Source organism: Bacillus sp. S4 (assembly GCF_040838205.1).
In the GTDB taxonomy this organism is placed as follows: domain Bacteria; phylum Bacillota; class Bacilli; order Bacillales; family Bacillaceae_G; genus Bacillus_A; species Bacillus_A cereus_U.
Window position 1 is genome coordinate 1 of the sequence record NZ_JBFPJI010000004.1, and the last position, 25815, is coordinate 25815.

The following is a 25815-nucleotide window of genomic DNA, read 5'->3' on the forward strand; positions in this document are numbered from 1 at the left end:
ACTTTTATCTTTAAAAAATGCATCCCAACTAATAACACTTAAAAAAGTTAAAGCGATAATAATGAAAGCTCGCATACATTAAAGGCCTCCTTTCATTCATAAATACGTTTCATTAGTATATGAACGAGATGATTTGTGATGTGTCATTTTTTACAAGGATTACTTGTTGTGAGGTTATATTAATATAAATAGATAAAAGGGGATGATGAATCATGTTCAAAGATATGTTCAAGAGAAAGGAATTAGTATGTGCAATTTGCGAGAAAAAGATTCAATATGAAGAAGAACTTGTTGCTTTTGTGAAGTTGCCGAAAGAAAGAAGTATATTAGTAGGCCCGTTTGATGTATGTTTAGCAAAAACGGCGCAAGAAATATATTGCAAAGCTTGTTACGATAAAAAAGCATGACCCAAAGTAAATGAGGGGCATGCTTTTTTCATTGGTGTGCTTTTCCCTCAGATACGTTTTGGATTAGACGATACCAAAGCCAAAGATCGTTAATAATTGAAGCGAGATCGGCAATTTCTGAATTAAGCCTACAGGAAATTTCGAAATTATCTTCGTTATATAAACAATGTTGTTTTTGATTAATATGATGTTCAAGCTCTTGTATACGATCAGGTATTTTTCCGCGAATTTGCTCCCATTTTAATAAAATAGAATGCTGCGCTTGTTCAGAGATGTCTTCCCATTTTTCTTGTATGTTCGGCACTTCAATTCCTAGATGTTCATTGTATATAAAATACTTTTTCATAGACACCCCTCCAGTTTCCTGCCTCTATTTTACATAAAAAAAGAAAGAAGTTCGACGGAATTGTTTGAAAAAAATTATAAATTCCCCTTGATTCATTTTATGAAAGGTGATAAAGTTTGGATTATTATAAGAAAAGATGAATATTTATTCTTTAGGGGGATGCAAAATGGAGAAGAAAAAAGTTGTATTAGCATATTCCGGAGGTCTTGATACTTCCGTTGCAATTAAATGGTTACAAGAGAAGAATTATGATATTATCGCGCTTTGCTTAGATCTAGGGGAAGGTAAAGACTTAGCGTTTGTAAAAGAAAAAGCACTTTCAGTAGGAGCAATTAAATCATATATGATTGATGTTCAAGAAGAATATGCGAATGAATATGCATTGATAGCGATGCAAGCTCACACGTTATACGAAGGGAAATATCCTCTTGTCTCTGCATTATCTCGTCCGCTTATTGCGAAAAAATTAGTAGAAATTGCAGAGCAGGAAGGTGCAAGTGCAGTTGCACATGGATGTACAGGGAAAGGGAATGACCAAGTTCGTTTTGAAGTTTCTATTCAAGCGTTGAATCCATATTTAGAAGTTATTGCGCCTGTACGTGAATGGAAATGGTCACGTGAAGAAGAAATTGCATATGCAAAAGAAAATGATATACCGATTCCAATTAATTTAGATAGCCCGTTTTCAATCGATCAAAACTTATGGGGACGCAGCAACGAATGTGGAATTTTAGAAGATCCATGGGCAGCGCCGCCAGAAGATGCATACGAGATGACATTAGCATTAGAAGATACACCGAATAAACCAGAGTTTGTAGAAATCGGATTTGAAGCAGGAGTACCGACGACTTTAAACGGCACTGCATATTCACTTTCAGAATTAATTAAAACGTTAAATGCCCTAGCTGGAAAACATGGTGTTGGACGTATCGATCATGTAGAAAATCGCCTTGTCGGTATTAAATCTCGTGAAGTGTACGAATGCCCAGCGGCAATGACATTAATAACAGCGCATAAGGAACTTGAAGATTTAACACTTGTGAAAGAGGTCGCTCATTTCAAACCGATGATTGAGCAAAAACTAACAGAATTAATTTATAACGGTTTATGGTTCTCACCTTTAAAACAAGCACTCAATGCTTTCTTACAAGAAACGCAAAAAAATGTAACAGGTACAGTACGTGTGAAATTATTTAAAGGTCATGCGATTGTAGAAGGACGTAAATCTGAGTACTCTTTATATGATGAAAAACTTGCAACGTATACTGCCCAGGATGAATTTAATCATGATGCAGCAGTTGGTTTCATTTCATTATTCGGTTTACCTACAAAAGTATACAGTCAAGTGAATCAAAAGAAGGTGGAAGCGTGAGCAAACTTTGGGGCGGACGTTTTACAGAAGAAGCGGAAGCATGGGTAGAAGAATTCGGAGCTTCTATTTCCTTTGATAAGCAATTGGTTAGCCAGGATATAAAAGGGAGTATTGCACACGTAACGATGTTAGCAAAGCAAGGCATCGTTACGAAAGAGGAAGCAGAGAAAATCAAGATAGGGCTTCAGTATTTATTAGAGGAAGCGAAAGAAAATAAATTGAATTTCTCGGTAGAAGCTGAGGATATTCATTTAAATATTGAAAAGATGTTAATTGAAAGAATCGGTGAAGTAGGAGGGAAACTTCATACAGGCCGAAGCCGTAACGATCAAGTAGCGACAGATATGCATTTGTATTTAAAAGAAAAAGTAGAAGATATTATAAAAGCTACAAAACAATTGCAAACTGTTCTTGTTCATCAAGCTGAAAATAACATTGAAACCATTATGCCTGGTTATACGCATTTGCAGCGCGCACAGCCTATATCGTTTGCTCATCATATTCTTGCTTACTTTTGGATGTTAGAGCGCGATGTGAATCGTTATGAAGATTCGTTAAAGCGTATTAACATTTCACCATTAGGAGCAGGAGCACTAGCTGGTACAACATTCCCGATTGACCGAGAATATAGTGCGGAACTTCTTGGATTTAATGGAATCTATGAAAATAGTTTAGATGCGGTAAGCGATCGTGATTTCATACTGGAGTTTTTAAGTAACTCATCTATGCTTATGATGCACTTATCACGCTTTTGCGAAGAACTTATTTTATGGAGTAGTCAAGAATTTCAATTTATTGAGATGAGCGATCAATACGCAACTGGAAGCAGTATTATGCCGCAAAAGAAAAATCCGGACATGGCGGAACTTATTCGTGGTAAAACGGGCAGAGTATACGGCAATTTATTTAGCTTACTTACAGTAATGAAAGGATTGCCGCTCGCTTACAATAAAGACTTACAAGAAGATAAAGAAGGAATGTTTGATACAGTGAAAACAGTAGAAGGATGCCTTCATATTATGGCAGGCATGCTTGAAACGATGACTGTAAACAAAGAAAAAATGGGGCAAGCTGTGACGCAAGACTTCTCTAACGCAACAGAAATTGCTGACTATTTAGCAAGCAAGGGACTACCGTTCCGTCAAGCTCATGAAATTGTTGGGAAGTTAGTTCTACATTGCACACAAAAAGGAATTTATTTATTAGATGTACCACTTGAAACGTATAAAGAAATGAGTCCGTTATTTGAAGAAGATTTATATGAAGTTCTTTCACCTTATGCAGCTGTAAAGCGTCGTAACAGTGCTGGCGGAACAGGGTTTGAACAAATTGAAAAAGCTTTGGAGAAGGCGAAGGGGTTAGCCATAGCGTTTGTTGGAAGTTAAATGATGTATGATATAGAAGGTAAGGTGCTTTTTTAGAAAGTACCTTACCTTTTTGTATTTAGATTTTTAGGTATGTATCTATCATTTCATAATTGTTTTTCATAATCATAAAATGATGCTTCTCATGAATCGCTAATAGTTGGATAGATTGAATAAGGTTAGGGTAGTGAGCAATTGGATCTAAAAATACGATATGTCCTGCAATATTTTCTTCTATATTTTGAACTAGTTTTTTTATTTCATCTGTTTCACTTGAAAGTAATTCTTCTAATTCGTTTACATTCATAGAGTAATAGACTTTTTTTGAAGGGATTAAAATCCAAGGAGCTTTCATTCCTTTGCCGTGTTTTTCTTTATATTCGGCATAAATATCATGTATGTCAGTTGCAAATGGGGCGTTTTTTCTTAGTTTGGCATAAGGAATAAGAGTGAAAGAGAATTTAATCGCTACTTTTAGCATTCTTGCAATTAAATATAAGTGATAAAAGTGTTCACCAATAGACCATTTTCCGTCCTCTTTCCTGTACCATAGTTGTTCGTGTGAAAGTGAATGAAGCTTAGGAAGGAACTGGTTTCTTTGCACATGTAATGTATGAAAATGTTTTGAGATATTTTCAGATTGCATATTTTGGTATCCTCCATTCTTTTTCCTAATTATAACATTTTTCGTATAGATTTAATTAAGCCTAGAACAATATGTTCTAGGCTTAAAGCTTCATCGATTAATCATACTTATGTCGACCTTCCGTAATTCGAATATACTCAATATCCATCAAATCTCTAAGTAATGCACCATTACTTACTTCCACACCATGTTTCTCTTTAAAATGTGTGCGGATCGTATCTAACATTTCGATTTCTTTCCCATTCACATCTAAAATAATACGTTCATAATCATCCATGTAGCACCCTCCTTTTCTAAACACATATATTTTGTCCGTCTATTACTAAAAAATGTATGTTAGTGTAATGTTAGAAAATAAGAAAGGAATGGAAAATGAGACGTATTTATTTTGTAGGGTTAATTTTGTATACGCTAATTGTATTACACGTTGCATTCCCAAAAATATTTACATTTGAGAATGTAAAAACAATACATATAGCAATATCTATCTTTACTTTATTTGTAGTAGATTGCTGTATTTCTGTATGGCTTTCTAGAAAAAAGAAAGTACAAGAAGTAAAAGATAAAAAAGAAATAGAACGGAAAAAGAGAAAACGTTCATTTTGGATGACAACGTATTGTTTTTCTTTAGTGATTGCTGCTGCATTTTTTAGTGAGCATATTCCACTAGAAAGATTGGATATTGAATTTTGGGCAATTGTATTTGCATGTTATTTTTTCATGCACTTTCTTCCTTATATGAAAGAAAAGCGTGGAGAAGAGGAAGATCCTATTGAAGAAGAAGCGAGAGAACAAGAGCATAAGAGAATAGAAGAGGAAATAAAGAAACTTGGGGAACAAAAGTGGTATTTAAAATCTAAAATCATATATGTTATTTGTTTTATTACGCCGCCAATTGGTTATTTGTATGTTTTCTTACTTCGTAAAAAAATGACAGAAGATGCAAAGCAAGCATACTTAGCGATAGCGACGTTAATGATGGCGCTATGGTCTTTGAAGTTCCTTCCGCCTTATGTGTTTGCAGTTGTCATTGTTGTTGTAGCTTGTTTCGTATTTGTAGTGAAATATGTGAAATGAAAAACACCAAGCCCATGTGGACTTGGTGTTTTTTTATTATAAATTAAAGATCACCTTGCTCCTCATCACCACGAACAACAAGGACATCGCATTTCGCATAGCGAATAATATGTTCAGAGACGCTACCAATTAGGAAACGCTCAACAGCATTTAAACCAGTTGCACCACACATAATTAAGTCTACTTTATTGTTTGGAGCAATTTCTTTTGAAATTTTAGATTTAGGATTACCGAATTCTAATACAGTTTCAATGTTTTCAAGGCCAGCTTCAAGCGCAGTTTTTTTGTAGTCTTCTAATAAGTCTTCTGCAAATAGATTTGCACGTTCAGCAATTGCTCGGCTATACGCCTCTACTGCTGAGTATGCTTTTACATCAACGATATGAGCAATTGTTAATGTTGCATTGTTTCGTTTTGCGACTTGAATTGCCTTTTTAAAGGCTTTTTCTGCTTCTTTAGAACCGTCCACCGCGATTAAAATATTTGTATATGTATTATTCATAGTAAATTCCTCCCAATCATTTTTATAACTGTTTACAACTTAATTATAAAACAAATTATGGTAATGTGCCTGTTAAAACGTTACAGAATTTTGAAAACTTTGTTTCAATTCATTTTAGTTGTAATTGGAGCGAGAACTTGTTACATATGAAGTATGGCAATTTAAAAGGAGGCAGTTTTGTGAGACATGCGCTCATTACAGCCGGTACGAAAGGTTTAGGAAAGAAAGTAACAGAAAAGCTATTGGCTAAAGGATATTCAGTAACAGTAACGTATCATAGCGATATAACTGCTATGGAAACGATGAAAGAAACATATAAAAATATGGAAGACCGTCTACAGTTCGTGCAAGCTGATGTCACGAAAAAGGAAGATTTACATAAAATAGTAGAAGAAGCGATGAGCCGTTTTGGCAAAATTGACTTTTTAATTAATAATGCTGGTCCTTACGTATTTGAAAGGAAAAAATTAGTCGATTACGAAGAAGACGAATGGAATGAAATGATCCAGGGTAATTTAACAGCGGTGTTTCATTTATTAAAACTTGTCGTACCGATTATGAGAAACCAGCAATTTGGCCGTATTATTAACTATGGATTTCAAGGGGCAGATAGCGCACCTGGATGGATTTATCGTTCAGCCTTTGCGGCTGCGAAAGTAGGACTTGTTTCATTAACGAAAACAGTAGCTTACGAAGAGGCGGAATATGGTATTACTGCGAATATGGTTTGCCCTGGTGATATAATTGGTGAAATGAAAGAAGCAACGATTGAAGAAGCGCGAAATCTGAAAGGTAGTAACACACCAATTGGTAGATCTGGAACAGGCGAAGATATTGCAAGAACCATTTCGTTTTTATGTGAGGACGATTCTGATATGATTACTGGTACGATTATTGAAGTAACAGGCGCTGTTGATGTTATTCATAGACATCGATAGAATTAAATAAAGTGAAGTTTCGAATAATTGGACAGTTTATCCTTTATACTGAGAGGTACGGATAATACTGTCCTTTAATGTAAGATTAAATCTATCGGAAAACCTGTATTATTTTTTGTCAAATATTGAGATATTATGTTAGAATATAAGAGCGTAGAAAGCGCTTTAAAAAATGATTCAGGGGTCATTTCATAACTCAAGGGGGAACTAATAATGCGTATCGGTATTCCAACAGAAATTAAAAACAATGAAAACCGTGTGGCAATGACGCCAGCGGGAGCTGTACATTTAGTACAAAATGGTCATGAAGTTTTTGTTCAAAAAGGATCAGGTGTAGGATCAGGCTTTACAGATGAAGAATACGTACAAGCTGGTGCGAAACTTGTTGAAACTGCTGAAGAAGCATGGAATCAAGATATGGTTATGAAGGTAAAAGAGCCAGTTGCAAGTGAATACGGTTATTTCCGTGAAGGTTTAATTTTATTCACATATTTACACTTAGCTCCAGAGCCAGAATTAACAAAAGCATTAATTGATAACAAAGTGGTATCAATTGCATACGAAACAGTACAGTTAGACAATCGTTCTTTACCATTACTTGCACCAATGAGTGAAGTTGCAGGTCGTATGTCTGCGCAAATCGGTGCACAGTTCCTTGAGAAAAACAAAGGCGGAAAAGGTATTTTACTTGCAGGTGTTCCAGGGGTTAAGCGCGGTAAAGTAACAATTATCGGCGGTGGTCAAGCTGGTACAAACGCAGCGAAAATTGCAGTAGGTTTAGGTGCAGATGTAACAATCATCGACTTAAGTGCAGAACGTCTTCGTCAATTAGATGATATTTTTGGAAACCAAGTAAAAACGTTAATGTCTAACCCGTACAACATTGCAGAAGCTGTAAGAGAATCTGATCTTGTAATCGGTGCAGTATTAATCCCAGGTGCAAAAGCGCCAAAACTTGTAACAGAAGAAATGATTCAATCAATGGAACCAGGTTCTGTCGTTGTAGATATTGCGATTGACCAAGGTGGTATTTTCGAAACAACTGACCGTATTACAACTCATGACAACCCAACTTATGAGAAATATGGTGTTGTTCACTATGCAGTTGCAAATATGCCAGGTGCGGTTCCACGTACATCAACTCTTGCATTAACAAACGTAACAGTACCATATGCAGTACAAATTGCTAACAAAGGCTACAAAGAAGCTTGCCTAGGCAACGCTGCATTATTAAAAGGTATTAACACATTAGATGGCTATGTAACATTCGAAGCAGTTGCAGAAGCGCACGGCTTACAATACGCTGATGCGAAAGAGCTTCTTGAAAAAGCTCCTGCTTTATCATAATAGAAATAAAATAAAGACCTTTCCTATGAAGGAAGGGTCTTTTTGTTTAAACTAATTATCTAATTTCTTTACAATTTTCAAGCCGAACATCATTGTGAAGAAAAGAATTCCAAACAAGTAATACAGGGCATACTCTACTCGTATCGTCGAATTTTTGTCAGTAATATATAAAATAAATAGTATCGCAGAGCCGATTAAATGAGAGAGACCAAAAATTTGCGCCATAAGCTTTAAACTCATTTTCTCAATTCGTTCATCTATCGCAGGTAATGGGTATTTCTCGGACTCTTTCTTTTTTTTCTTAAAGAATATTCGTTTCACTACAAATAGTACCAAGGCTAAGAGTATGTATACGCCAGCGAATAGAAGGACAGAACGAATCTTTTCTTCATCACTACTATTGAAATAAAGGAAAATCGATCCTAACATTAAAATGGTAAGATGTGAAATGAATTCTTGATTAAAAGTATTTTTCATTCTTTTTCCTCCCCAGTTTTGTCTAATTGAAATAAATCTTCTACTTTACAGTTAAAAAACTCACATAATTTCAATGCTAATTCTAAACTTGGGTTGTATTTATTCTTCTCGATAGCGATGAGGGATTGTCTAGTGATTTGAACAGAGGAAGCTAATTGCTCTTGGGTGATGTCTCTAACGACACGGAATTGTTTCACTTTATTTTTAATCAAATATACAAAGTCTCCTTTTTGTAAATTTGTTACATTTATAATATCCATTTATAGGTAAAAAGCAAATGAAACTTTACGAGAAATCTCGCTTGTTACAATGTGTATTTTTGTGATAATTTGGAATTAAACGAGAAATGAAAATCGATAGAAGGAATTGGGTGGGGAGAACTATGGAAACAGTAAATCTATTAGAATTAATAAAAGATATTAAAGACCAACATAAAAACTTCGTCGTTTCAAATGTGAATAGTCATTGCTTACGAATTGCTGTGTTTACTGGTGAATATGATTGGCACTATCATTCTAATTCGGATGAATTATTCATTGTGTTAGAGGGGGAATTACTTATTGATTTTCAAAATAGAGAAACAGCAGTTTTAAAGCTGAACGATTCCATTTTAATTCCAGCAGGAACAATTCATAGAACGAGAGCATTAAAGAGAACGGTAAATCTTTGTTTTGAAAATATAGAGGCGGATACGGTTATTGTGGAGGTCGTATGAGAAGGTTAGAGATTGAAGAATACGATACAGTAATTCCACTTTTAGAAGGGAATCAACGAACAACGACTTTTGCGTATGCAGTTTGTGATCAAAACATAAATGGTGAGATTTTTATAAATGAGAAATTAACAGCAGGACTAATCGTCACCACTAATGGTATTTATTATTTGTTTGGTGACACTCAAGACCAAAGTTATAACGAAGATTTATTTTCGTATATAAAAACAGTCATTGAAAAAACAGAGAAACGATTTACACTGTTCACTTCGAGTGAAGAGTGGGAAATGATGATTGAAGAGTACTTTAGTAATGCATTTCGGAACCTCCCACGAACGACATTTCAATTTCAAAGAGAAGTTTTTGAAGATAGAAAAATAGAATTAAACAAAAATACATATGAAATTAAACGTATTGATAAAAGTGATATAGAACGAAGTAATGAATTTACAGAGGATTATTACAAAGAATATTGGGGATCAAAAGAAGTGTTTTTGAATAATGGCTTTGGATTTTGTATAGAACAAGATGGGATAATTATAGCTGAATGCGTCTCAATATTTAGAGGGAATAGTTTTGCTGAAATTGATATTGCAACGCATGAAGTGCATCAAGGGAAAGGGTTAGCCCAAGCTGTCGCAACACATTTCATTGAACATTGCATGCAAAACGATATTACACCGTGCTGGGATTGTAATGTAGACAATATTCCTTCGCAAAAATTAGCTAGTAAATTAAGTTTTCATAATCCAATAGAATATAGTTTGTTTGTACGTAAGAGAACGGGGGAATAAAAATGAATGTGGAGTTAACGAGATTTAAAGTGAAACAAGGTAAAAGTCATCGTGTAGATGAATGGATGCAGCTTCTTAATGACAATATGAAAGAAGTGCTTTTGACATTAAACGACGAAAAGATGTATGTAGAGACAATTTTCCGGGAAATAAGAGATGGAGAAGAGTACTTATATTGGTATTCTGTGCAAGGAGAAGGTGGTACTCTTGTCGAAAATTCTCATCATGAAATTGATAAAAGGCATTTGGAGTTTTGGTATGAATGTATTGATGAGGAAGCGCCGTCTGTTGATATGAAAACAGAAGTCGTTATGATTCAAGATGTTGTGAAGGAAGCGATGAAATAATAGAATAGTATTTTTGAGAGGAGCACATCAAAAGGGATGTGCTTATTATTATGAAATTTTTTTAGAAAAGCTGTATACATTTTACGCTCTCAAACGTTGAGTATATAGAAAGGAGAGCAGAATGAGCCATGATGCGTTTGAATCGTTATTAATAGAGAAATCAAAAGCTGTGTTTGGATACTTAATTAAGATTGGGGCAGATAGAAAAGAAGCGGAAGATATTGTGCAAGATACGTTGTATAAAGCCTTACTACTTATGGGGGAAATACCGTTAGAGCATTTAACACCATGGTTATTTAGAGTTGCGATCAATCAGCACCGAGATTTACACCGGAAAGAAAAAAGACTAAATCCAATTGCGATTGAATCTGTTGTTCTTATTGGTCAAAAGTCATTAGATGAAGTGCTTTTGACAAGTGAACTGCAAGGAGAAGTACAGGAAATATTGGAGACGATGACAGAGGATTATCGTCATATATTATTGCTGAAATATGAGTATGAACTATCTTATAAAGAAATTGCCATTTTATTAAGTATGAAAGAAGAAACAGTGAAAACGAGTTTGTACCGTGCAAGAAATCAATTTAAAAAATTGTATAGGAGGAGAAATGATGAGTCGGAAGGACTTTGATTTGAATATGGATGATAAGCAGATGAAGACTTTGATGAAGAGAGCGAAGAGGAAGCAGTTTTGGCGAAACTGGCTTATTTCTATTTGTGCGTCCATGATTGTTATAGTAGGTCTGTTTTTGGGAGCAACGTATTTTTCTCAACAAACGTTTAGAAAAATGGAAAGAGAAATGAATGCACTACATAAGGTTCAAGGCCCTAATATTCGTTTCAGTGGGAGCATGTATTTAAGTCTCGGTGTGACAGGAAGTACGGTAATATATAATTCTTATAAAAATATAGCCGGTCAACCAGTAAAATGGATAAATGATATATACGAATCAGGTATCTGGGATTATAGTATGAAGCACTATAATGGTGAACTTGTTAGTTTAGATGAGGAGAAAAGGGATGAAGAGGCTATTGCGATACCAGATTATAATGTACAAACAATGCAAAGAGAGATGAGATTTTATCTACCTTTTGTTACTTATAAAAATTATGTAGATGATCTGAAAAATATCGGGGAGTTGCAAAATAAGGTTGCAGAAGTGGCCCTATCTTTTGATAAACCATATTCAACTGAACAAATTGTTGAGATGCTTCCAAAAGATATACAAACAGTTTGGTTTTGGGTAGATACATACAATGAAAAGAAAAGCGATTCTTATGTAGGGTTAAAAGATCCTAAAAGTGGTGCAATACTAAATGCTGAAATGGCTGGTAATGTTTTTGGGTTTGCAGGAAGTTATGCAAAGGCAAAAGAAGATGTGAGAAACGATTTAACAATAAATTCAAAAGAGTTTCTGTACCAAATGAAGTATTTAGCAAAAAATAGTGAAGGTATACCAAGTGATTATTTTGAACAATATTATAAAGAAATAAAAAACACCAACCCAAAAGATTTACCAATATATGGTGTAGTCGTAACGGGGAAAACAGAGGATTTACAAGGTTTACAAGGAGCACCATATATTAAGGCGGCTGTAAGAGGCGTAACAGTTGAGAAATATTGATTACAATTAATTAATATGAATAATCAGAAAACTCGTGTTATAATATGGGAAAAGGAGGCTTATATGAGGCAAATACATGGAGCAATTTATATTTACATAACAATATTTTTCGTAGGAGCATCTTATGGTTTAGGGCATGTGTATTCGCATCCTGTATTAACCTTTTTGAGCGGAGCATGTATGGTGATTGCGTTTCTTGTCCACCTTTTCTCAGTTTGGATCGTGAAATTTCAAATAAATATTAGTGAAATAGAAGAAGGCACTTTTTGAGTGGCCTTCTTTTTTAGTAATAATATTTATGAAGTTCTTGTAGTGATTTTTCAATTTCACGTTCAGTTTTTTTACATATAGACATTGTACGTAATTTGAAAAATAAGCTGCGCAAGAAAGATTTTATATTTCCGTATAGAAATTCGTACGATTTAATATGTAGTGTTGGTTTTTGAACTTGTAATTGAGCTACTAAATTATGAAGGGCTAATATGAGTACCTCTTCCTCTAGACCATTTTGTAGCATTGCGACAATCGGATAAACGATACGCTCATCTTCTTCATATTTGTAATAGATGGAATGGACACAAACTTTGTTTAATAAAGTTTGTAGTATTTCTTCATGATGTAAAGTTTCCAGTTTAGGATTATTAACAAGCGCTTCAAATGTATCTGAAGCATGAGCGACACTATGTGCCCAGCCACGTTCTTGGACATAGCCTCGTAAGTCATGCTCTTTGTTCATATATAGAATTAATTTATCTTTTACATTTGAAATATCAGTCTGTGATAAGAAATTATGATTTGTATCCGCATCTATAATGAGGGCGATTAATAATGTTGTAAATGCACGGGTAAATACAGCGTCATCGTCATCTGTATGAATTTTATAGAATAAATAGTTTTCACTGATGCTTTCTGATAATAGTTTCTGTAAGTGGGTGTGTGAAATATAGTCCTTCTTGATTAGATGATAAAAAGTAGAGTAAATGAGTTTGTCTCTTAAATAGCTATCGGTAACACCGATATGTTGAAGCATACTGGAACTTAAGGAATCAATATGAATTGTGTTAGCCATTATGTAATTATTAGTACGAATTTCTTCTAACTGTTGTTGTAACATATAAATCCTCCTAATTTAGAAAATTCTGTATATTAATAGTATAATGAGAGGAAGGAATAGACAAGAAATAAGTGCTTTTGAATGGAGAGTCATTATGAAGAGAGCATTATTCTTTTTTATTAGTATTTTCTTTTTAGGAAGTTGTTCGAATTCGTATGTTACTTTTTCTGGAGAGAGCAAAAATCGGACGGGGCAATATAAAGGGTATGTCATATTAAGAAATGACACGGTGTTTTTTGTCGGTGATAAAACGTTTGAAACAAAAGTAGAGTTGCAAAATTATATGGAACAACAAATGAATAAAGAGCATCCATCAGATACAGTCTTGAGCTTTAAGGATAAAAACGCATATGATCAATTAAAAACAGGGGATAAAATAAATGTATGGTCTTCTCAAATACTTGAAAGCTACCCAGCAAAAATGATTGTAGAGAAATTTGAACTAGTAGAGAAATAGAAAAAGGTAGCGATCAAGCTACCTTTTTTATCCCGCATTAACGGGCAGTAAGACTCCCACCTCAAAATTAGGCTGGAGCAAAGAAGTTAGGTCGGAGATCAACTGCCCGTAAACGCCCGATTGGTGAAGGCTAATAATCAGTGGGGGATGAACAAAACCCCCACTGATTAAAGTTTCACTTTATTATTTCACAAATTGTAATTCTCTCGGGAACTTCGTTAAAATTTCTGATCCGTCTTTTGTGATGTAAATATCATCTTCAATACGAACGCCGCCTACGTTTGGTACGTAAATACCTGGCTCGATTGTGAAGACCATGCCTTCTCTTAATAGAGACTCATTGCCTTCTTTTACATCTGGATATTCGTGTACGCTAATTCCAAGTCCGTGACCAAGGCGGTGTGGGAAGAAGTCTCCGTAACCTGCATCTGCGATAACAGAGCGAGCAGCGTTGTCAATTGCACCAAATGTAACGCCTGGTTTACATGCTTCAACCGCTTGTAGTTGTCCAGCAAGTACAGTGTTGTAAATGCGAGTTTGTTCTTCAGAAATATCACCAAATGCTACTGTACGTGTAATGTCAGAGCAATAACCTTCAATGATTACACCTAAATCAAATAGTACGAAATCGCCGCGTTTCATTTTGTTTGCACCTGGAATACCGTGTGGAAGAGCAGAGTTTGCACCTGCTAATACCATCGTATCGAATGACATTTTATGGATGCCTTTTGTTTTTAATTCATGCTCAATAATTGCTAATACTTCTAGCTCGCTGCGATTTTCTTTAATTGCATTTACACCAACTTCAACAGCATAGTCTGCCATTTTAGCTGCTTCACGTAAAATAGAAAGTTCTTTTTCATCTTTAATTAAGCGAAGCTCGCGAACTTTCTCTTCAGCTGATTTGAAAGCTGCATTTGGGAATAATTTTGTTAATTCTTCGTAGCGCTCTACGTTTAAATGCTCTTTTTCAATTGCAACTGCATTTGCATCAATACCACGATCTTTAATTGCTTTTGCAATCATATCCCATGGTCTATCAGTATCAGTAAATCCGATAATTTCATGTGCCCAGCCAGCGTTACGCGCTTGACCTTCTTCCATTTTAGGACAAATTAAAATAGGTTCTTTTTCTTGGAATACAAACATACCAAGTAGTCTTTCATGTGGTTCACAGTGGAATTTCGTCATGTAGAAAACGTTCGGTGTAGAAGTTAAGAACGCAGCTTCTACGTTTTTTTCTTTTAGCCATTGCATTAAATTTTCTAATCTAGCATTCATCGATTGGCACCCCCGAGATATTTAATTACAAATATAACTTTACATCGGATGAAAGCGTTATGACAAGTAAATAGATGTTAGAAAAGACAGGTAATTGAGAAATCATGTAGAATAAAAAGTGAGAATGTGAATAGGGGAGGAATGTAATGATGAAAGTATCTTATCACGGGCATTCAGTTGTAAAGATTGAAACGAATGGAAAAGTTATTTTAATTGATCCGTTTTTAACAGGAAATCCGAAAACAGATTTAAAGGCTGAAGATGTAAAAGTTGATGCGATTATTTTATCGCACGGACACGGTGATCATGTTGGGGATACAGTAGCGTTAGCAAAGAAAAATAATGCGGTCGTTGTGGCACCATTTGAATTAGCGACATTTTTAGGCTGGCAAGGTGTAAATACACATCCAATGCATATTGGAGGTTCACATGTATTTGACTTTGGTAAAGTGAAATTCACACAAGCATTCCACGGATCTAGTTATATTGATGAAGAAAATAAGACGATTACATATACAGGTATGCCAGCTGGTATTTTGTTTACGGCAGAGGAGAAAACGGTATATCATGCAGGAGATACTGCGTTATTCTCTGATATGAAGTTAATTGGAGAACTTAATAATATTGATGTAGCATTTTTACCAATTGGTGATAATTTCACAATGGGGCCAGAAGATGCTGTGTTAGCAGCAAAATGGATAGGTGCGAAAACAGTTGTACCGATGCATTATAATACGTTCCCGGTTATTGAACAAGATCCATATCAATTTGTAGAAAAGCTACAAAATTGTACAGGGAAAGTATTAGAAGCTGGAGAAAGTATTACACTATAAAAAAGAAACCCTTCATTTGAAACGACAAGTGAAGGGTTTTTTATGTGTGTAGTACAGTTTTTAAAGTTTGTATTTGTTTAGGTGATTCTTTTCTTTTTGTACGTGGCTGTTCGGGTGTTTCATTCAACTCCATTGCAACTTTTTTCCCGTCTACGAAAGCTAAAAATACAGCACCTACAACCTCTAAAAATTTTTTCATAATGTATCCACTCCTTTGTTTCATTTCTTGTCTTAATTGTATATTGAAGCGTGTGGACAAACCATCGAACGAGATGACAATACCATTACATTGTTGTAATAGAATGACTGGTGTAATGTAAGGAGCATTTTGTTATAAAAAAAATAGTACAGACATACAAAGAGAGAGTGTAACAGTTTTGGAAATATAGTATACTGAAAATACAACACATGAAGAATTTAGGGAAAAGAAAGTATGGTGAAACCATTTGGCTACCAAACATAATCAAATTTTAGAACATATTAATAGCCTGCCAGTAGGGCATAAAATTTCTGTGCGGCAAATTGCGAAAGATTTAAGTGTAAGTGAAGGGACCGCTTACCGTGCAATTAAAGATGCAGAAAATAAAGGGTATGTTAGTACAATTGAACGTGTCGGAACAATTCGAATTGAGCAAAAGAAGAAAGAGAATATCGAAAAACTGACATATGCAGAAGTCGTTAACATTGTCGATGGCCAAGTACTTGGGGGCAGAGAAGGACTACATAAAACGTTAAATAAATTCGTTATTGGGGCTATGAAATTAGAAGCGATGATGCGCTATACAGAAGCGGGGAACTTACTTATTATCGGTAACCGTACGAACGCACATCAATTAGCATTAGAAACAGGGGCTGCTGTATTAATTACAGGTGGATTTGATACAGAAGAGCATGTGAAAAAGTTAGCAGATGAATTGAAATTGCCAATTATTTCGAGTAGTTATGATACATTTACGGTCGCAACGTTAATTAACCGTGCAATTTATGATCAACTTATTAAGAAAGAAATTGTACTAGTTGAAGATATTTTAACACCAATTGAAGAAACACTATATTTAAAGCCTAGTGACATAGTGCAGAAATGGCATGAGTACAATGAAGAGACGATGCATGGACGCTATCCAATTGTGGATGAAAATAAAAAGGTGTTAGGTATCGTAACTTCGAAAGATATGATTGGTGTTGCGAAAGATACACCGATTGATAAAGTGATGACGAAACACCCTATTACGGTAAATGGAAAAATGTCTGTCGCAGCTGCAGCACGTATGATGGTGTGGGAAGGTATTGAATTACTTCCTGTTGTGGAGGATGGAAATAAATTGCAAGGTATCATTAGTCGTCAAGATGTACTTCAGGCCTTGCAGATGATTCAGCGTCAACCACAAGTTGGTGAAACGATTGATGACATTGTAACGAATCAATTTATGACGCCGAAAGAAGCAAAAAATGAGCATTTATATCAATTTTCAGTGACACCACAAATGACGAATTCAATCGGGACGTTATCTTACGGTGTATTCACAACAATTGTGACAGAAGCAACAAACCGCGTCATTCGTGCGCAGAAGAAGAGCGATTCAATTGTTGAGAACTTAACAATTTATTTCGTAAAGCCGGTTCAAATTGATAATGTTGTATCGGTTCATCCGAAAGTATTAGAAATTGGCCGTAAATTTGGTAAAGTTGATGTAGAAGTGCATCATGAAGGTAATGTTGTTGGGAAAGCATTGCTTATGGTGCAGTTAATCGATAAATAAAAAAGTGGGGCAAATCGTTTTGATTTGTTCCATTTTTTTTGTTTAAGTTTGGAAACCGTTATTAAAGGTGTGAGTGAGTTGTAGTGGAATATGTATAAGGTTGAGTGGGGGAACTAATTGGAAGGTAATTCAAAAAGACGGAATATTGATTCATTTAGATTGTATACTATGTTATAATCGTATTGTAAGAAAATGGATTTCGGAAGGTGGTATGCAATATGTCATCAGAAGTACTCTTCTTTGGTGGTATCGCACTCTTTTACTTTCTTGTGATGATACCAATTCAATATTTATATTTACAAGGATTGCATGAAAAAAAGAAAAGAACAGGATTATCTCAGCAAGAATTATACAAACAGATGTCTTTTGAAGAAGAACAATTACATTTTCACGTGCAAGGTAATCTCTTTAATATACCATCTGCGTTTGTTGCATATACGATTTTGAAAGTGAAGGGACGTAAAAAAGCATCACAATATTGATGCTTTTTTACGTTGTTTTATAAGATTCGGCTTCTTTGACTGCTAATGGTAAAAAATGTTTATATTGGCGGAATCCATTAAATGTACTCGCGCTGCCAATTAAAATAAACAAAACACCAACGATAATGCGTGCAGTTGAAAGTTCTAAAAAGAATTGGTTTATCCCAAAGAATAGGACGAATAAGCCGAGTGCCATTGCGGATTTTCCAGAGAGCCAACCTTTCTCCATTGGACGGTTTGTACGAAAGAATTTTGTTTTGTAGAAGAGGTACAACACAAATGAGATGATAATACAAAAGACGAATACTGGCATAATACACGCTCCCATCGATTGGTATAAAAATAACGATTTAGAAAAAAGAAAAATCTAAACTTTCTAATTTTTATTATAAAGCAATTGTTCGCATGTATGAAATGTTTTCCGTTATAATGGGGGATAAAGTGAAACTTTAATTAGTGTGGGGAGATCCCACGTACTAATTATTAGCCCTCACCAATCGGGCTTTTACGTGCATCCGGGCTCCAAATTAATTTTGCCCCATTGTTTTTAATACTTTTGAGGTGGGAGTCTTACTACACGTTAATGCGGGATAAAATGAAGAAGTTGAATAAAAAGGAGATTATACATATGCATGAGCAAATTTTAGGAGCAATTAAAGAGTTTGATACAATTATTATTCATCGTCATGTACGTCCGGATCCAGATGCGTTAGGTTCTCAGTGCGGACTTGGTACAATTCTGCAAGAATCGTTTCCAGAGAAAAATATTTATATGGTTGGGTACAACGAGCCTTCTTTAGCGTTTTTACGAGTAATGGATGATATTGAAGATAGTGTATATGAAGATGCACTTGTTATCGTTTGTGATACAGCAAATCAAGAGCGTGTTTGTGATCAGCGTTATGCAAAAGGAAAGATGGTAATTAAAATTGATCATCATCCGAATGAAGACCCGTACGGAGATATTACGTGGGTGGATACGACAGCTAGTTCTACAAGTGAAATGATTTATGAGTTTTACAGTTATGGAAAAGATAAAGGATTAACGATTTCAAAAGAAGCAGCTCGCCTTATTTTAGCGGGTATTGTCGGTGATACAGGTCGTTTCTTATTCCCAAATACAACAGCGAAAACACTTCGTTACGTAAGTGAGCTTGTTGATATGGACGTGAAATTCACAGATTTATACAATGAAATGTATAAGACAAAAGAAAAGATTGCTCGTTTAAACGGTTATATTTTACAAAATTTCACGATGGTAGAAGAAGGCGCAGCATACATTAAATTAACGAAAGAGGTACTAGAAGAGTTTGATGTACTTTCTACTGAAGCATCTGGTGTTGTCGGGGCGCTTGGTAATATTGATGGATTAAAGGCATGGGTTCTATTTTTAGAGGAAGATGATGTTATTCGTGTTCGTCTTCGCTCAAAAGGACCAGTTATTAATAAATTAGCAATGCAATATAATGGCGGAGGACATCCGATGGCTTCTGGTGCAAAAGCATCTTCTTGGGAAGAAGCGGATCGCCTTTTTGCTGATTTACGTGAGCTATGTAAATAAGAAGTTGTATGTTGAACGAAAGAGAAGGAGAGGCGCTGAGGCCCTCCTTTTTTTATTTTTCTTTCTCTATATCAATACTAATTTCAAGTACGGTATCAAAAGAGACTGTGTCTACTTTAAAGCGGTATATACGATCGTAATGTTTGTACGTTTTATTTTCGATGACTTTTTTGAGTAGGTCTTTATTTTTTGCGATGCTTTGAATGTTTTTCGTTAAAAGATGCTGGAGATCATTATGGATAGAGGTGGTCATATTTTCAAGTGTAAGATTGTCTAAATCATATTTTTTTCGATTTATAATTTTTATTTTGATTTCTTGAATTGTTAAGAGTCGTTTATTTTCTGTGTTCAATTTCTCTTGGTCTTCGAGAAGGACGTGGAGTTTGGCTTCTTGTTTCTCGATGATTTCTTTTTGTTCTGCTATTTTACTAGCTTGTTCCTGCTGAAAAACACCGTATATGTACAAAAAAATAAACCAGCTCAAAATCCCTCCAACAGCAGCACCAGCTAAAACTAAATACCACCTTTTGGCTGTATTGGCACTCGGTACTCTCATACATGTTCCTGTGTAAGCCACTTAATAATAATAAGACCAGTTTGCATACCACCAGTTGCGAAAAAAATAAGGAGAATTTGTTTTACGATATCTTTCATATCTCCGCCAAAGAAGCTTCTTTCAAAGCTATAGAAGGTATCGAACGTTCCGCCAATTGCTGCAACGAGTGCCCAAATTCTTAAGTTTTGAGCAAATTGACTAATATAAGTTAGAGCTGGTTTTCCGATGAGAAATGCACCAAATCCGCCAATTAATGAACCACCAAGTATAACTCCAAAGGCAATAAAGTAACTAATAATAAGCAGAGAGAAAAAAGTATGTTCTCTTACATCCATCGTCATTCCCCTTTCTTCTTCATATATATGGACAAAGTATGAGAAGTATGTTTTGATTTCCGCTTTCCTCATCACCTATAATAAAAGTAGTCAAATAGGTAAAGAGAGGGTACAACAGTGAAGTTTGTGCATTTACAATGTCAAACCGTTTTTAGTTTATTAAAAAGTGCTTGCAAAATTGATGAGCTTGTCATTCGGGCGAAAGAGCTTGGATTTTCATCGCTGGCCATTACAGATGAAAATGTTATGTATGGAGTTATTCCGTTTTATAAAGCATGCAAGAAAAATGGTATACAGCCTATTATCGGCTTAACAGCTTCTATTTTTAGTGAAGAAGAAGAAAGGTCTTATCCACTCGTCTTACTTGCTGAGAATGAAATAGGATATCAAAATTTATTAAAGATTTCTAGCAGCATTATGACGAAGTCAAAAGAAGGTATTCCGAAGAAGTGGCTTGCTCATTATGCGAAAGGATTAATTGCAATTTCACCAGGGAAAGACGGAGAAATTGAACAGTTATTATTAGAAGACAAAGAGAGTCAGGCTGAAGAAGTAGCTCATACGTATCAAAATATGTTCAGCAATTTTTATATAAGTTTGCAGCATCATGCGATTCAAGATGAACTGCTTTTACAAGAAAAACTGCCTGAATTTATTAATAAGGTAAACGTTCCAGTCGTTGCAACAAATGATGTTCGCTATATTAATCAAAGTGACGCACTTGTTCATGAATGTTTATTATCTGTTGAAGGCGGAACGAAAATGAATGATCCAGATAGGCCGAGAATGAAAACGGATCAGTATTATTTAAAGTCATCGGATGAAATGGAAGCACTCTTTTCTCATGCTGAGGAAGCGGTTCAAAATACAATAACAATCGCGGAACGTTGCCAAGTAGAAATTCCTTTCCATGTAAATCAACTACCGAAGTTTCCTGTTCCATCTAACGAGACGAATGATACGTATTTGCGCCGTGTTTGTGAAGAAGGCTTAAGTAAACGATATGGTACGCCAAAAGAAGTGCATATACAGCGTTTGAATCATGAATTACATGTGATTTCTCGTATGGGATTTAGCGATTATTTCCTCATCGTATGGGACTTTATGAAATATGCACATGAAAATCGTATTTTAACTGGGCCAGGCCGTGGATCGGCAGCGGGTTCACTCGTTTCTTATGTATTGGAAATTACAGATATTGATCCAATTGAATATGACTTATTATTTGAGAGGTTTTTAAACCCTGAACGTGTGACACTTCCAGATATTGATATTGATTTTCCAGATATAAGACGTGATGAGATGATTCGATATGTGAAAGATAAATATGGTCAGCTTCGTGTCGCTCAAATTGTAACGTTCGGAACTCTTGCAGCGAAAGCCGCAATTAGAGACATTGCTCGTGTAATGGGGCTCCCGCCAAGAGATATCGACATATTCTCAAAACTTATCCCATCAAAGCTTGGTATAACGTTAAAAGATGCATATGAGGAATCGCAATCGCTCCGTGAGTTTATACAAGGGAATCTTTTGCATGAGCGTGTGTTTGAAATTGCAAAACGTGTAGAGGGATTACCGCGTCATACGTCTATTCATGCAGCTGGCGTTATAATGAGCCAAGAACCGTTAACGGGAAGTATAGCGATTCAAGAAGGGCATAACGATGTTTATGTTACGCAATATCCAGCTGATGCACTAGAAGAACTTGGATTGCTCAAGATGGATTTTTTAGGCTTACGTAATTTAACGTTACTTGAAAATATTATAAAGTTTATTGTTAAAAAAACTGGGAAACAAATTGATATAAGAAATTTACCTCTTCAAGATGAAAAGACGTTTCAATTGTTAGGAAGAGGGGATACAACAGGTGTATTCCAGCTTGAATCAGGTGGTATGCGAAATGTACTTCGCGGGTTAAAACCGAATGAATTTGAAGACATAGTTGCTGTTAACTCTTTATACAGACCAGGACCGATGGAACAAATTCCAACCTTTATTGAATCGAAGCATGGGGAAAGACGAATTGAATATTTACATCAGGATTTAAAGCCCATTTTAGAACGAACATACGGCGTAATCGTATACCAAGAACAAATAATGCAAATCGCATCGAAGTTAGCTGGATTTTCGCTTGGAGAAGCGGATTTACTGCGCCGTGCTGTGAGTAAAAAGAATCGTGATATTTTAGATCAAGAACGCAAGCACTTTGTTCAAGGTTGTTTGGAAAACGGATACGATGAGACATCTTCAGAACAAATTTACGATTTAATCGTAAGATTTGCGAATTACGGTTTTAACCGAAGTCACGCTGTAGCTTACAGTATGATCGGATATCAGCTTGCATATTTAAAAGCGAATTATACGCTGGAATTTATGACTGCGTTATTATCAAGCGCAATTGGAAATGAAGATAAGATTGTGCAGTATGTACGAGAAACGAAGCGGAAAGGTTTTCACGTTTTACCGCCGTCTCTTCAGAGAAGTGGTTACAACTTCCAAATAGAAGGGAATGCGATTCGATATAGTTTACTTTCGATTCGGAATATCGGAATGGCTACCGTGACTGCGCTACTCGAAGAACGAGAGAAAAAAATGTTCGAAGATTTATTTGAGTTTTGTCTTCGTATGCCATCAAAATTTGTAACAGAGCGAAATTTAGAAGCGTTTGTCTGGTCTGGATGTTTTGACGATTTTGGTGTTTCGAGGACGACGTTATGGAAAAGTCTTAAAGGAGCGTTAGAGTATGCAAATCTTGCACGTGACTTTGATTTAGGGGATGCTGTTCCGAAATCAAAATATGTACAAGGAGAAGAGCTATCCTTTATTGAACAGTTAAATAAGGAGAAGGAAGCACTCGGTTTTTATTTATCTAGCTATCCGACAGCGCAGTATGCGGAGTTAGGAAAAGAATTAGAAATCCCATCTCTTGCTCAGGCGATGCGACATAAGAAAAAAGTACAAAGAGCAATCGTATATATAACAAGTGTGAAAGTTATTCGTACGAAAAAGTTGCAAAAGATGGCGTTTATTACATTCTGTGATCAAAATGATGAAATGGAAGCCGTCATTTTTCCAGAAACGTATATACATTTTTCACACAGGTTACAAGAAGGGGAAATTGTTTTAGTTGATGGTACGATTGAGCAAAGAAATCATAAGTTGCAATGGATCGTGAATGGACTATATCCGCTAGAAGAAATGGATGTTTATGAAGGAATGAAAGAAGCATCTGTTTACGTGAAATTGCCGTCTCAATATGAAAAAAAGCTTGTAAATCAAGTTACGAAAATATTGTTTGACTATTCAGGTTTTACGAAAGTACTAATTTATTATGAAAAGGAACATAAAATGGTACAATTATCTCGAAGTTTATCGATTCATCCAAGTGAAGAATGCTTAGGAGCACTTCGTGAAATTGTCGGGGACGAAAATGTCGTTGTGAAAATATAATGGACAATTTCCCTACACTTCGATTATTATAGTAGTAGTGTTCGTGGTCAGACCACTTGGAGAAGTTGATATCAGCCAGAATAATTTGAGGAGAGTGGATAGTTTGTCAACACTTCGTGAAGAAGCACTTCATATGCATAAAGTGCATCAAGGAAAATTAGAAACTGTATCAAAAGTAAAAGTAGAAAATGCAAAAGATTTAAGTCTTGCATATTCTCCAGGGGTTGCAGAGCCTTGTAAAGAAATTTATGACGATAAAAGTAAGGTATATGAATATACAATGAAGGGAAATATGGTAGCAGTTGTGACAGATGGAACGGCTGTACTTGGTCTTGGTAACATTGGACCTGAAGCATCTCTTCCAGTAATGGAAGGTAAAGCTGTATTATTCAAGAGCTTTGCTGGCGTAGATGCATTCCCGATTGCCTTAAATACAAACGATGTAGATAAAATTGTTGAAACTGTAAAATTAATGGAGCCAACTTTTGGCGGTGTAAACTTAGAAGATATCGCAGCACCAAACTGCTTCGTTATTGAAGAACGTTTGAAAAAAGAGACAAACATTCCGATATTCCATGATGATCAACACGGAACAGCTATCGTAACAGTAGCAGGTCTTGTGAACGCGCTGAAGTTAGTTGGAAAGAAAATGTCCGACATTAAAGTTGTCGCAAATGGTGCAGGTGCAGCAGGTATTGCAATCATTAAACTTTTATATCGCTATGGTGTACGTGACGTTATTATGTGTGACCGTAAAGGTGCAATCTATGAAGGTCGTCCTGTCGGTATGAATCCGGTGAAGGATGAAGTTGCAAAATATACAAATAAGAATCGTATCGAAGGTTCTTTAGCTGACGTTTTACAAGGTGCGGACGTATTCATTGGTGTATCTGCAGCAGGTGCATTAAATGAAGAGATGGTTCGTACAATGAATGACGATGCAATTATTTTTGCAATGGCGAATCCGGTTCCAGAAATTATGCCAGAATTGGCAAAAGCAGCGGGCGCAGCTGTTGTTGGAACAGGTCGTTCTGACTTCCCGAACCAAGTAAATAATGTACTAGCGTTCCCAGGTATTTTCCGCGGTGCACTTGATGTACATGCGACACAAATTAATGAAGAAATGAAGATGGCAGCTGTACAAGCCATTGCAGAGCTTGTATCAGAGGATGAGTTGAATGCAGACCATATCATTCCAGCGCCATTTGACGCGCGTGTAGCGCCTCAAGTAGCGGCTTACGTTGCGAAAGCAGCAATGGAGACAGGAGTGGCTCGCCGTCAAGTAGATCCAAATGAAGTCGCTGAGAAAACAAAACGATTAGCGCTGATTGGTAAAGAATAAGCGAGGAATTTCCATTGACATCATCAAATACAAAAGTATATCTCGAAATTGTAAAAAAAATCCGTTCCATTATGGAAGAGGATTGTTTAGTAGCAGGAGATCGTTTGCCATCTGAGCGTGAGTTAAGTTCACGCTTAAATGTTGGACGTTCCTCTGTAAGAGAAGCATTACGTGCTTTAGAACTGGTAGGATTAATTGAAACGAGACGTGGTGAGGGGACGTTTATTCGAAACTTTTACGATAACGGTCTTGTACAATTAATTGCTCCGTTTCTACTGCAAGATGAGAAAACAATTCGTGATTTATTACAAACAAAACGTTTGCTTGAGAAAGATATGATTCGACTTGTATGTAATTTACCGAAAGAAACGTTTTCTGGAGTACTAAGTAAATTACACCAAGTGCTTGAAGAAAATGAAAGCTCAATTCCGGTGCTTCATCAAACGTTCTTTAAAACACTTATCGAACAATTCGATAATTATTTACTCTATCGCATTTGGATGATCGTAAATGATTACGTTGCAACTCTTTCTTGTGAAGTTTCAGGAGATTCTATCGAAATCTATAGAAAGCTTTATGCTACTTTGGAAGTGAAACAAGAAAATGATGCGTTAAAAATTTACGATGAATTAGTAGAGAATATACAGTTTCACTCGTAATGTATAAAATTTGTCGAAATGACCATGACAC

General features: G+C 35.7%; 32 protein-coding genes. 20 read left to right on the forward strand and 12 right to left on the reverse strand.

Annotation, left to right across the window (positions count from 1 at the left end; translation table 11 throughout):
• The first annotated feature begins 212 nt into the window (after positions 1-212).
• A complete protein-coding gene (locus tag AB3X48_RS00955) occupies positions 213-407 on the forward strand; it encodes a hypothetical protein (protein ID WP_002112246.1) in 195 nt (64 codons plus the stop codon).
• A gap of 28 nt (positions 408-435) precedes the next feature.
• Here the strand turns inward: AB3X48_RS00955 and AB3X48_RS00960 are convergent, their stop codons facing one another.
• A complete protein-coding gene (locus AB3X48_RS00960) occupies positions 436-753 on the reverse strand; it encodes a hypothetical protein (RefSeq protein ID WP_016106344.1) in 318 nt (105 codons plus the stop codon).
• Between the two features lie 166 nt (positions 754-919).
• Between AB3X48_RS00960 and AB3X48_RS00965 the strand changes: the two genes are divergently transcribed.
• Positions 920-2125 carry an argininosuccinate synthase gene (locus tag AB3X48_RS00965; RefSeq protein ID WP_002164979.1) on the forward strand — a complete coding sequence of 402 codons (1206 nt, stop codon included), beginning with the start codon at positions 920-922 and terminating at the stop codon, positions 2123-2125.
• Positions 2122-3510 (forward strand): argininosuccinate lyase, encoded by a 1389-nt coding sequence (argH, locus tag AB3X48_RS00970; RefSeq protein ID WP_016106343.1) that lies wholly within the window; start codon positions 2122-2124, stop codon positions 3508-3510. The genes AB3X48_RS00965 and argH overlap by 4 nt, the downstream gene beginning before the upstream one ends.
• 58 nt (positions 3511-3568) lie before the next feature.
• Here the strand turns inward: argH and AB3X48_RS00975 are convergent, their stop codons facing one another.
• Positions 3569-4135, reverse strand: coding sequence for a DinB family protein (locus AB3X48_RS00975; RefSeq protein ID WP_002167577.1), 567 nt, complete (start codon positions 4133-4135; stop codon positions 3569-3571).
• Positions 4136-4232: 97 nt separating this feature from the next.
• Positions 4233-4412 carry a hypothetical protein gene (locus tag AB3X48_RS00980; RefSeq protein WP_002112241.1) on the reverse strand — a complete coding sequence of 60 codons (180 nt, stop codon included), beginning with the start codon at positions 4410-4412 and terminating at the stop codon, positions 4233-4235.
• A 95-nt stretch (positions 4413-4507) separates the two neighbouring features.
• Here AB3X48_RS00980 and AB3X48_RS00985 point away from each other — a divergent pair, with 95 nt between their 5' ends.
• Positions 4508-5212, forward strand: a complete 705-nt coding sequence (locus tag AB3X48_RS00985) for a hypothetical protein (RefSeq protein WP_016106342.1) — start codon at positions 4508-4510, stop codon at positions 5210-5212.
• A 43-nt stretch (positions 5213-5255) separates the two neighbouring features.
• Here the strand turns inward: AB3X48_RS00985 and AB3X48_RS00990 are convergent, their stop codons facing one another.
• Positions 5256-5714, reverse strand: coding sequence for a universal stress protein (locus AB3X48_RS00990; RefSeq protein ID WP_002112239.1), 459 nt, complete (start codon positions 5712-5714; stop codon positions 5256-5258).
• A gap of 146 nt (positions 5715-5860) precedes the next feature.
• Between AB3X48_RS00990 and AB3X48_RS00995 the strand changes: the two genes are divergently transcribed.
• On the forward strand, positions 5861-6652 hold the full coding sequence (locus tag AB3X48_RS00995) for an SDR family oxidoreductase (protein WP_033714931.1): 792 nt from the start codon (positions 5861-5863) through the stop codon (positions 6650-6652).
• Positions 6653-6865: 213 nt separating this feature from the next.
• Complete coding sequence (gene ald / locus AB3X48_RS01000; RefSeq protein WP_002145405.1) at positions 6866-7999, forward strand: alanine dehydrogenase; 1134 nt, start codon at positions 6866-6868, stop codon at positions 7997-7999.
• 51 nt (positions 8000-8050) lie between these two features.
• Here ald and AB3X48_RS01005 read toward each other — a convergent pair whose 3' ends face one another.
• Together AB3X48_RS01005 and AB3X48_RS01010 are read right to left on the reverse strand one after the other, a co-directional pair.
• Complete coding sequence (locus AB3X48_RS01005) at positions 8051-8476, reverse strand: hypothetical protein (protein ID WP_016106341.1); 426 nt, start codon at positions 8474-8476, stop codon at positions 8051-8053.
• Positions 8473-8736 (reverse strand): helix-turn-helix transcriptional regulator, encoded by a 264-nt coding sequence (locus AB3X48_RS01010; RefSeq protein WP_002003636.1) that lies wholly within the window; start codon positions 8734-8736, stop codon positions 8473-8475. Before AB3X48_RS01010 ends, AB3X48_RS01005 begins: the two co-directional genes overlap by 4 nt.
• A gap of 122 nt (positions 8737-8858) precedes the next feature.
• Between AB3X48_RS01010 and AB3X48_RS01015 the strand changes: the two genes are divergently transcribed.
• The 6 genes from AB3X48_RS01015 to AB3X48_RS01040 all read left to right on the forward strand — a co-directional run bounded on the left by AB3X48_RS01015 (position 8859) and on the right by AB3X48_RS01040 (position 12224).
• Entirely contained in the window at positions 8859-9191 is a 333-nt protein-coding gene (locus tag AB3X48_RS01015) for a cupin domain-containing protein (protein ID WP_016106340.1), read from the forward strand.
• Positions 9188-9982 carry a GNAT family N-acetyltransferase gene (locus AB3X48_RS01020; RefSeq protein WP_016106339.1) on the forward strand — a complete coding sequence of 265 codons (795 nt, stop codon included), beginning with the start codon at positions 9188-9190 and terminating at the stop codon, positions 9980-9982. Before AB3X48_RS01015 ends, AB3X48_RS01020 begins: the two co-directional genes overlap by 4 nt.
• A gap of 2 nt (positions 9983-9984) precedes the next feature.
• Positions 9985-10329, forward strand: coding sequence for a DUF6176 family protein (locus AB3X48_RS01025; protein WP_016106338.1), 345 nt, complete (start codon positions 9985-9987; stop codon positions 10327-10329).
• A gap of 121 nt (positions 10330-10450) precedes the next feature.
• Positions 10451-10960 carry an RNA polymerase sigma factor gene (locus AB3X48_RS01030; protein ID WP_016106337.1) on the forward strand — a complete coding sequence of 170 codons (510 nt, stop codon included), beginning with the start codon at positions 10451-10453 and terminating at the stop codon, positions 10958-10960.
• Positions 10941-11954: an anti sigma factor C-terminal domain-containing protein gene (locus AB3X48_RS01035; protein ID WP_016106336.1), complete on the forward strand. Its 1014-nt coding sequence runs from the start codon at positions 10941-10943 to the stop codon at positions 11952-11954. Before AB3X48_RS01030 ends, AB3X48_RS01035 begins: the two co-directional genes overlap by 20 nt.
• A gap of 63 nt (positions 11955-12017) precedes the next feature.
• Positions 12018-12224 carry a hypothetical protein gene (locus AB3X48_RS01040; RefSeq protein ID WP_016106335.1) on the forward strand — a complete coding sequence of 69 codons (207 nt, stop codon included), beginning with the start codon at positions 12018-12020 and terminating at the stop codon, positions 12222-12224.
• 13 nt (positions 12225-12237) lie between these two features.
• Here the strand turns inward: AB3X48_RS01040 and AB3X48_RS01045 are convergent, their stop codons facing one another.
• Complete coding sequence (locus tag AB3X48_RS01045) at positions 12238-13068, reverse strand: DUF2785 domain-containing protein (RefSeq protein WP_016106334.1); 831 nt, start codon at positions 13066-13068, stop codon at positions 12238-12240.
• A gap of 94 nt (positions 13069-13162) precedes the next feature.
• Here AB3X48_RS01045 and AB3X48_RS01050 point away from each other — a divergent pair, with 94 nt between their 5' ends.
• Positions 13163-13525, forward strand: coding sequence for a DUF3221 domain-containing protein (locus AB3X48_RS01050; protein WP_016106333.1), 363 nt, complete (start codon positions 13163-13165; stop codon positions 13523-13525).
• 183 nt (positions 13526-13708) lie between these two features.
• Here AB3X48_RS01050 and pepQ read toward each other — a convergent pair whose 3' ends face one another.
• Positions 13709-14806, reverse strand: a complete 1098-nt coding sequence (gene pepQ / locus AB3X48_RS01055; RefSeq protein WP_016106332.1) for a Xaa-Pro dipeptidase — start codon at positions 14804-14806, stop codon at positions 13709-13711.
• A 149-nt stretch (positions 14807-14955) separates the two neighbouring features.
• Here pepQ and AB3X48_RS01060 point away from each other — a divergent pair, with 149 nt between their 5' ends.
• Complete coding sequence (locus tag AB3X48_RS01060) at positions 14956-15639, forward strand: metal-dependent hydrolase (RefSeq protein WP_016106331.1); 684 nt, start codon at positions 14956-14958, stop codon at positions 15637-15639.
• Between the two features lie 40 nt (positions 15640-15679).
• Here the strand turns inward: AB3X48_RS01060 and AB3X48_RS01065 are convergent, their stop codons facing one another.
• The gene (locus AB3X48_RS01065) at positions 15680-15838 is read right to left on the reverse strand and encodes a hypothetical protein (RefSeq protein WP_016106330.1); all 159 of its coding nucleotides are present in this window, start codon (positions 15836-15838) and stop codon (positions 15680-15682) included.
• 247 nt (positions 15839-16085) lie between these two features.
• On the opposite strand from AB3X48_RS01065, the gene AB3X48_RS01070 reads away from it, so the two are divergent.
• On the forward strand, positions 16086-17399 hold the full coding sequence (locus AB3X48_RS01070; RefSeq protein ID WP_000201581.1) for a DRTGG domain-containing protein: 1314 nt from the start codon (positions 16086-16088) through the stop codon (positions 17397-17399).
• Positions 17400-17617: 218 nt separating this feature from the next.
• A complete protein-coding gene (locus AB3X48_RS01075) occupies positions 17618-17881 on the forward strand; it encodes a DUF3949 domain-containing protein (RefSeq protein ID WP_002112213.1) in 264 nt (87 codons plus the stop codon).
• Between the two features lie 7 nt (positions 17882-17888).
• Here the strand turns inward: AB3X48_RS01075 and AB3X48_RS01080 are convergent, their stop codons facing one another.
• Positions 17889-18194: a YtpI family protein gene (locus AB3X48_RS01080; protein WP_016106329.1), complete on the reverse strand. Its 306-nt coding sequence runs from the start codon at positions 18192-18194 to the stop codon at positions 17889-17891.
• Positions 18195-18509: 315 nt separating this feature from the next.
• On the opposite strand from AB3X48_RS01080, the gene AB3X48_RS01085 reads away from it, so the two are divergent.
• Positions 18510-19442 (forward strand): DHH family phosphoesterase, encoded by a 933-nt coding sequence (locus tag AB3X48_RS01085; protein ID WP_002199190.1) that lies wholly within the window; start codon positions 18510-18512, stop codon positions 19440-19442.
• A 52-nt stretch (positions 19443-19494) separates the two neighbouring features.
• Here AB3X48_RS01085 and ytrI read toward each other — a convergent pair whose 3' ends face one another.
• Together ytrI and AB3X48_RS01095 are read right to left on the reverse strand one after the other, a co-directional pair.
• Positions 19495-19998, reverse strand: a complete 504-nt coding sequence (gene ytrI / locus AB3X48_RS01090; protein WP_002112211.1) for a sporulation membrane protein YtrI — start codon at positions 19996-19998, stop codon at positions 19495-19497.
• The gene (locus AB3X48_RS01095) at positions 19995-20408 is read right to left on the reverse strand and encodes a YtrH family sporulation protein (protein ID WP_078172708.1); all 414 of its coding nucleotides are present in this window, start codon (positions 20406-20408) and stop codon (positions 19995-19997) included. The genes ytrI and AB3X48_RS01095 overlap by 4 nt, the downstream gene beginning before the upstream one ends.
• 42 nt (positions 20409-20450) lie before the next feature.
• On the opposite strand from AB3X48_RS01095, the gene dnaE reads away from it, so the two are divergent.
• The 3 genes from dnaE to AB3X48_RS01110 all read left to right on the forward strand — a co-directional run bounded on the left by dnaE (position 20451) and on the right by AB3X48_RS01110 (position 25784).
• A complete protein-coding gene (gene dnaE, locus AB3X48_RS01100; protein ID WP_016106328.1) occupies positions 20451-23783 on the forward strand; it encodes a DNA polymerase III subunit alpha in 3333 nt (1110 codons plus the stop codon).
• Positions 23784-23916: 133 nt separating this feature from the next.
• The gene (gene ystJ, locus AB3X48_RS01105) at positions 23917-25125 is read left to right on the forward strand and encodes an NADP-dependent malic enzyme (RefSeq protein WP_165497510.1); all 1209 of its coding nucleotides are present in this window, start codon (positions 23917-23919) and stop codon (positions 25123-25125) included.
• A gap of 14 nt (positions 25126-25139) precedes the next feature.
• Positions 25140-25784, forward strand: coding sequence for a FadR/GntR family transcriptional regulator (locus tag AB3X48_RS01110; RefSeq protein WP_002112207.1), 645 nt, complete (start codon positions 25140-25142; stop codon positions 25782-25784).
• Positions 25785-25815: the final 31 nt, after the last annotated feature.

What these genes read in the sequence shown, in the direction of transcription:
- AB3X48_RS00995 (WP_033714931.1), top strand. Translation starts at nt 5,861, where the DNA reads ATGAAGTATGGCAATTTAAAAGGAGGCAGTTTTGTGAGACATGCGCTC.
- AB3X48_RS00980 (WP_002112241.1), bottom strand. Translation starts at nt 4,412, where the DNA reads ATGGATGATTATGAACGTATTATTTTAGATGTGAATGGGAAAGAAATC.
- AB3X48_RS01005 (WP_016106341.1), bottom strand. Translation starts at nt 8,476, where the DNA reads ATGAAAAATACTTTTAATCAAGAATTCATTTCACATCTTACCATTTTA.
- AB3X48_RS00975 (WP_002167577.1), bottom strand. Translation starts at nt 4,135, where the DNA reads ATGCAATCTGAAAATATCTCAAAACATTTTCATACATTACATGTGCAA.
- AB3X48_RS01080 (WP_016106329.1), bottom strand. Translation starts at nt 18,194, where the DNA reads ATGCCAGTATTCGTCTTTTGTATTATCATCTCATTTGTGTTGTACCTC.
- pepQ (WP_016106332.1), bottom strand. Translation starts at nt 14,806, where the DNA reads ATGAATGCTAGATTAGAAAATTTAATGCAATGGCTAAAAGAAAAAAAC.
- AB3X48_RS01085 (WP_002199190.1), top strand. Translation starts at nt 18,510, where the DNA reads ATGCATGAGCAAATTTTAGGAGCAATTAAAGAGTTTGATACAATTATT.
- AB3X48_RS01060 (WP_016106331.1), top strand. Translation starts at nt 14,956, where the DNA reads ATGAAAGTATCTTATCACGGGCATTCAGTTGTAAAGATTGAAACGAAT.
- AB3X48_RS00955 (WP_002112246.1), top strand. Translation starts at nt 213, where the DNA reads ATGTTCAAAGATATGTTCAAGAGAAAGGAATTAGTATGTGCAATTTGC.
- AB3X48_RS01020 (WP_016106339.1), top strand. Translation starts at nt 9,188, where the DNA reads ATGAGAAGGTTAGAGATTGAAGAATACGATACAGTAATTCCACTTTTA.
- AB3X48_RS00985 (WP_016106342.1), top strand. Translation starts at nt 4,508, where the DNA reads ATGAGACGTATTTATTTTGTAGGGTTAATTTTGTATACGCTAATTGTA.
- AB3X48_RS00960 (WP_016106344.1), bottom strand. Translation starts at nt 753, where the DNA reads ATGAAAAAGTATTTTATATACAATGAACATCTAGGAATTGAAGTGCCG.
- AB3X48_RS01045 (WP_016106334.1), bottom strand. Translation starts at nt 13,068, where the DNA reads ATGTTACAACAACAGTTAGAAGAAATTCGTACTAATAATTACATAATG.
- ald (WP_002145405.1), top strand. Translation starts at nt 6,866, where the DNA reads ATGCGTATCGGTATTCCAACAGAAATTAAAAACAATGAAAACCGTGTG.
- AB3X48_RS01030 (WP_016106337.1), top strand. Translation starts at nt 10,451, where the DNA reads ATGAGCCATGATGCGTTTGAATCGTTATTAATAGAGAAATCAAAAGCT.
- AB3X48_RS01050 (WP_016106333.1), top strand. Translation starts at nt 13,163, where the DNA reads ATGAAGAGAGCATTATTCTTTTTTATTAGTATTTTCTTTTTAGGAAGT.
- AB3X48_RS01025 (WP_016106338.1), top strand. Translation starts at nt 9,985, where the DNA reads ATGAATGTGGAGTTAACGAGATTTAAAGTGAAACAAGGTAAAAGTCAT.
- AB3X48_RS01075 (WP_002112213.1), top strand. Translation starts at nt 17,618, where the DNA reads ATGTCATCAGAAGTACTCTTCTTTGGTGGTATCGCACTCTTTTACTTT.
- AB3X48_RS01015 (WP_016106340.1), top strand. Translation starts at nt 8,859, where the DNA reads ATGGAAACAGTAAATCTATTAGAATTAATAAAAGATATTAAAGACCAA.
- AB3X48_RS00965 (WP_002164979.1), top strand. Translation starts at nt 920, where the DNA reads ATGGAGAAGAAAAAAGTTGTATTAGCATATTCCGGAGGTCTTGATACT.
- AB3X48_RS01040 (WP_016106335.1), top strand. Translation starts at nt 12,018, where the DNA reads ATGAGGCAAATACATGGAGCAATTTATATTTACATAACAATATTTTTC.
- ytrI (WP_002112211.1), bottom strand. Translation starts at nt 19,998, where the DNA reads ATGAGAGTACCGAGTGCCAATACAGCCAAAAGGTGGTATTTAGTTTTA.
- AB3X48_RS01065 (WP_016106330.1), bottom strand. Translation starts at nt 15,838, where the DNA reads ATGAAAAAATTTTTAGAGGTTGTAGGTGCTGTATTTTTAGCTTTCGTA.
- ystJ (WP_165497510.1), top strand. Translation starts at nt 23,917, where the DNA reads ATGCATAAAGTGCATCAAGGAAAATTAGAAACTGTATCAAAAGTAAAA.
- AB3X48_RS00990 (WP_002112239.1), bottom strand. Translation starts at nt 5,714, where the DNA reads ATGAATAATACATATACAAATATTTTAATCGCGGTGGACGGTTCTAAA.
- AB3X48_RS01035 (WP_016106336.1), top strand. Translation starts at nt 10,941, where the DNA reads ATGAGTCGGAAGGACTTTGATTTGAATATGGATGATAAGCAGATGAAG.
- AB3X48_RS01010 (WP_002003636.1), bottom strand. Translation starts at nt 8,736, where the DNA reads ATGGATATTATAAATGTAACAAATTTACAAAAAGGAGACTTTGTATAT.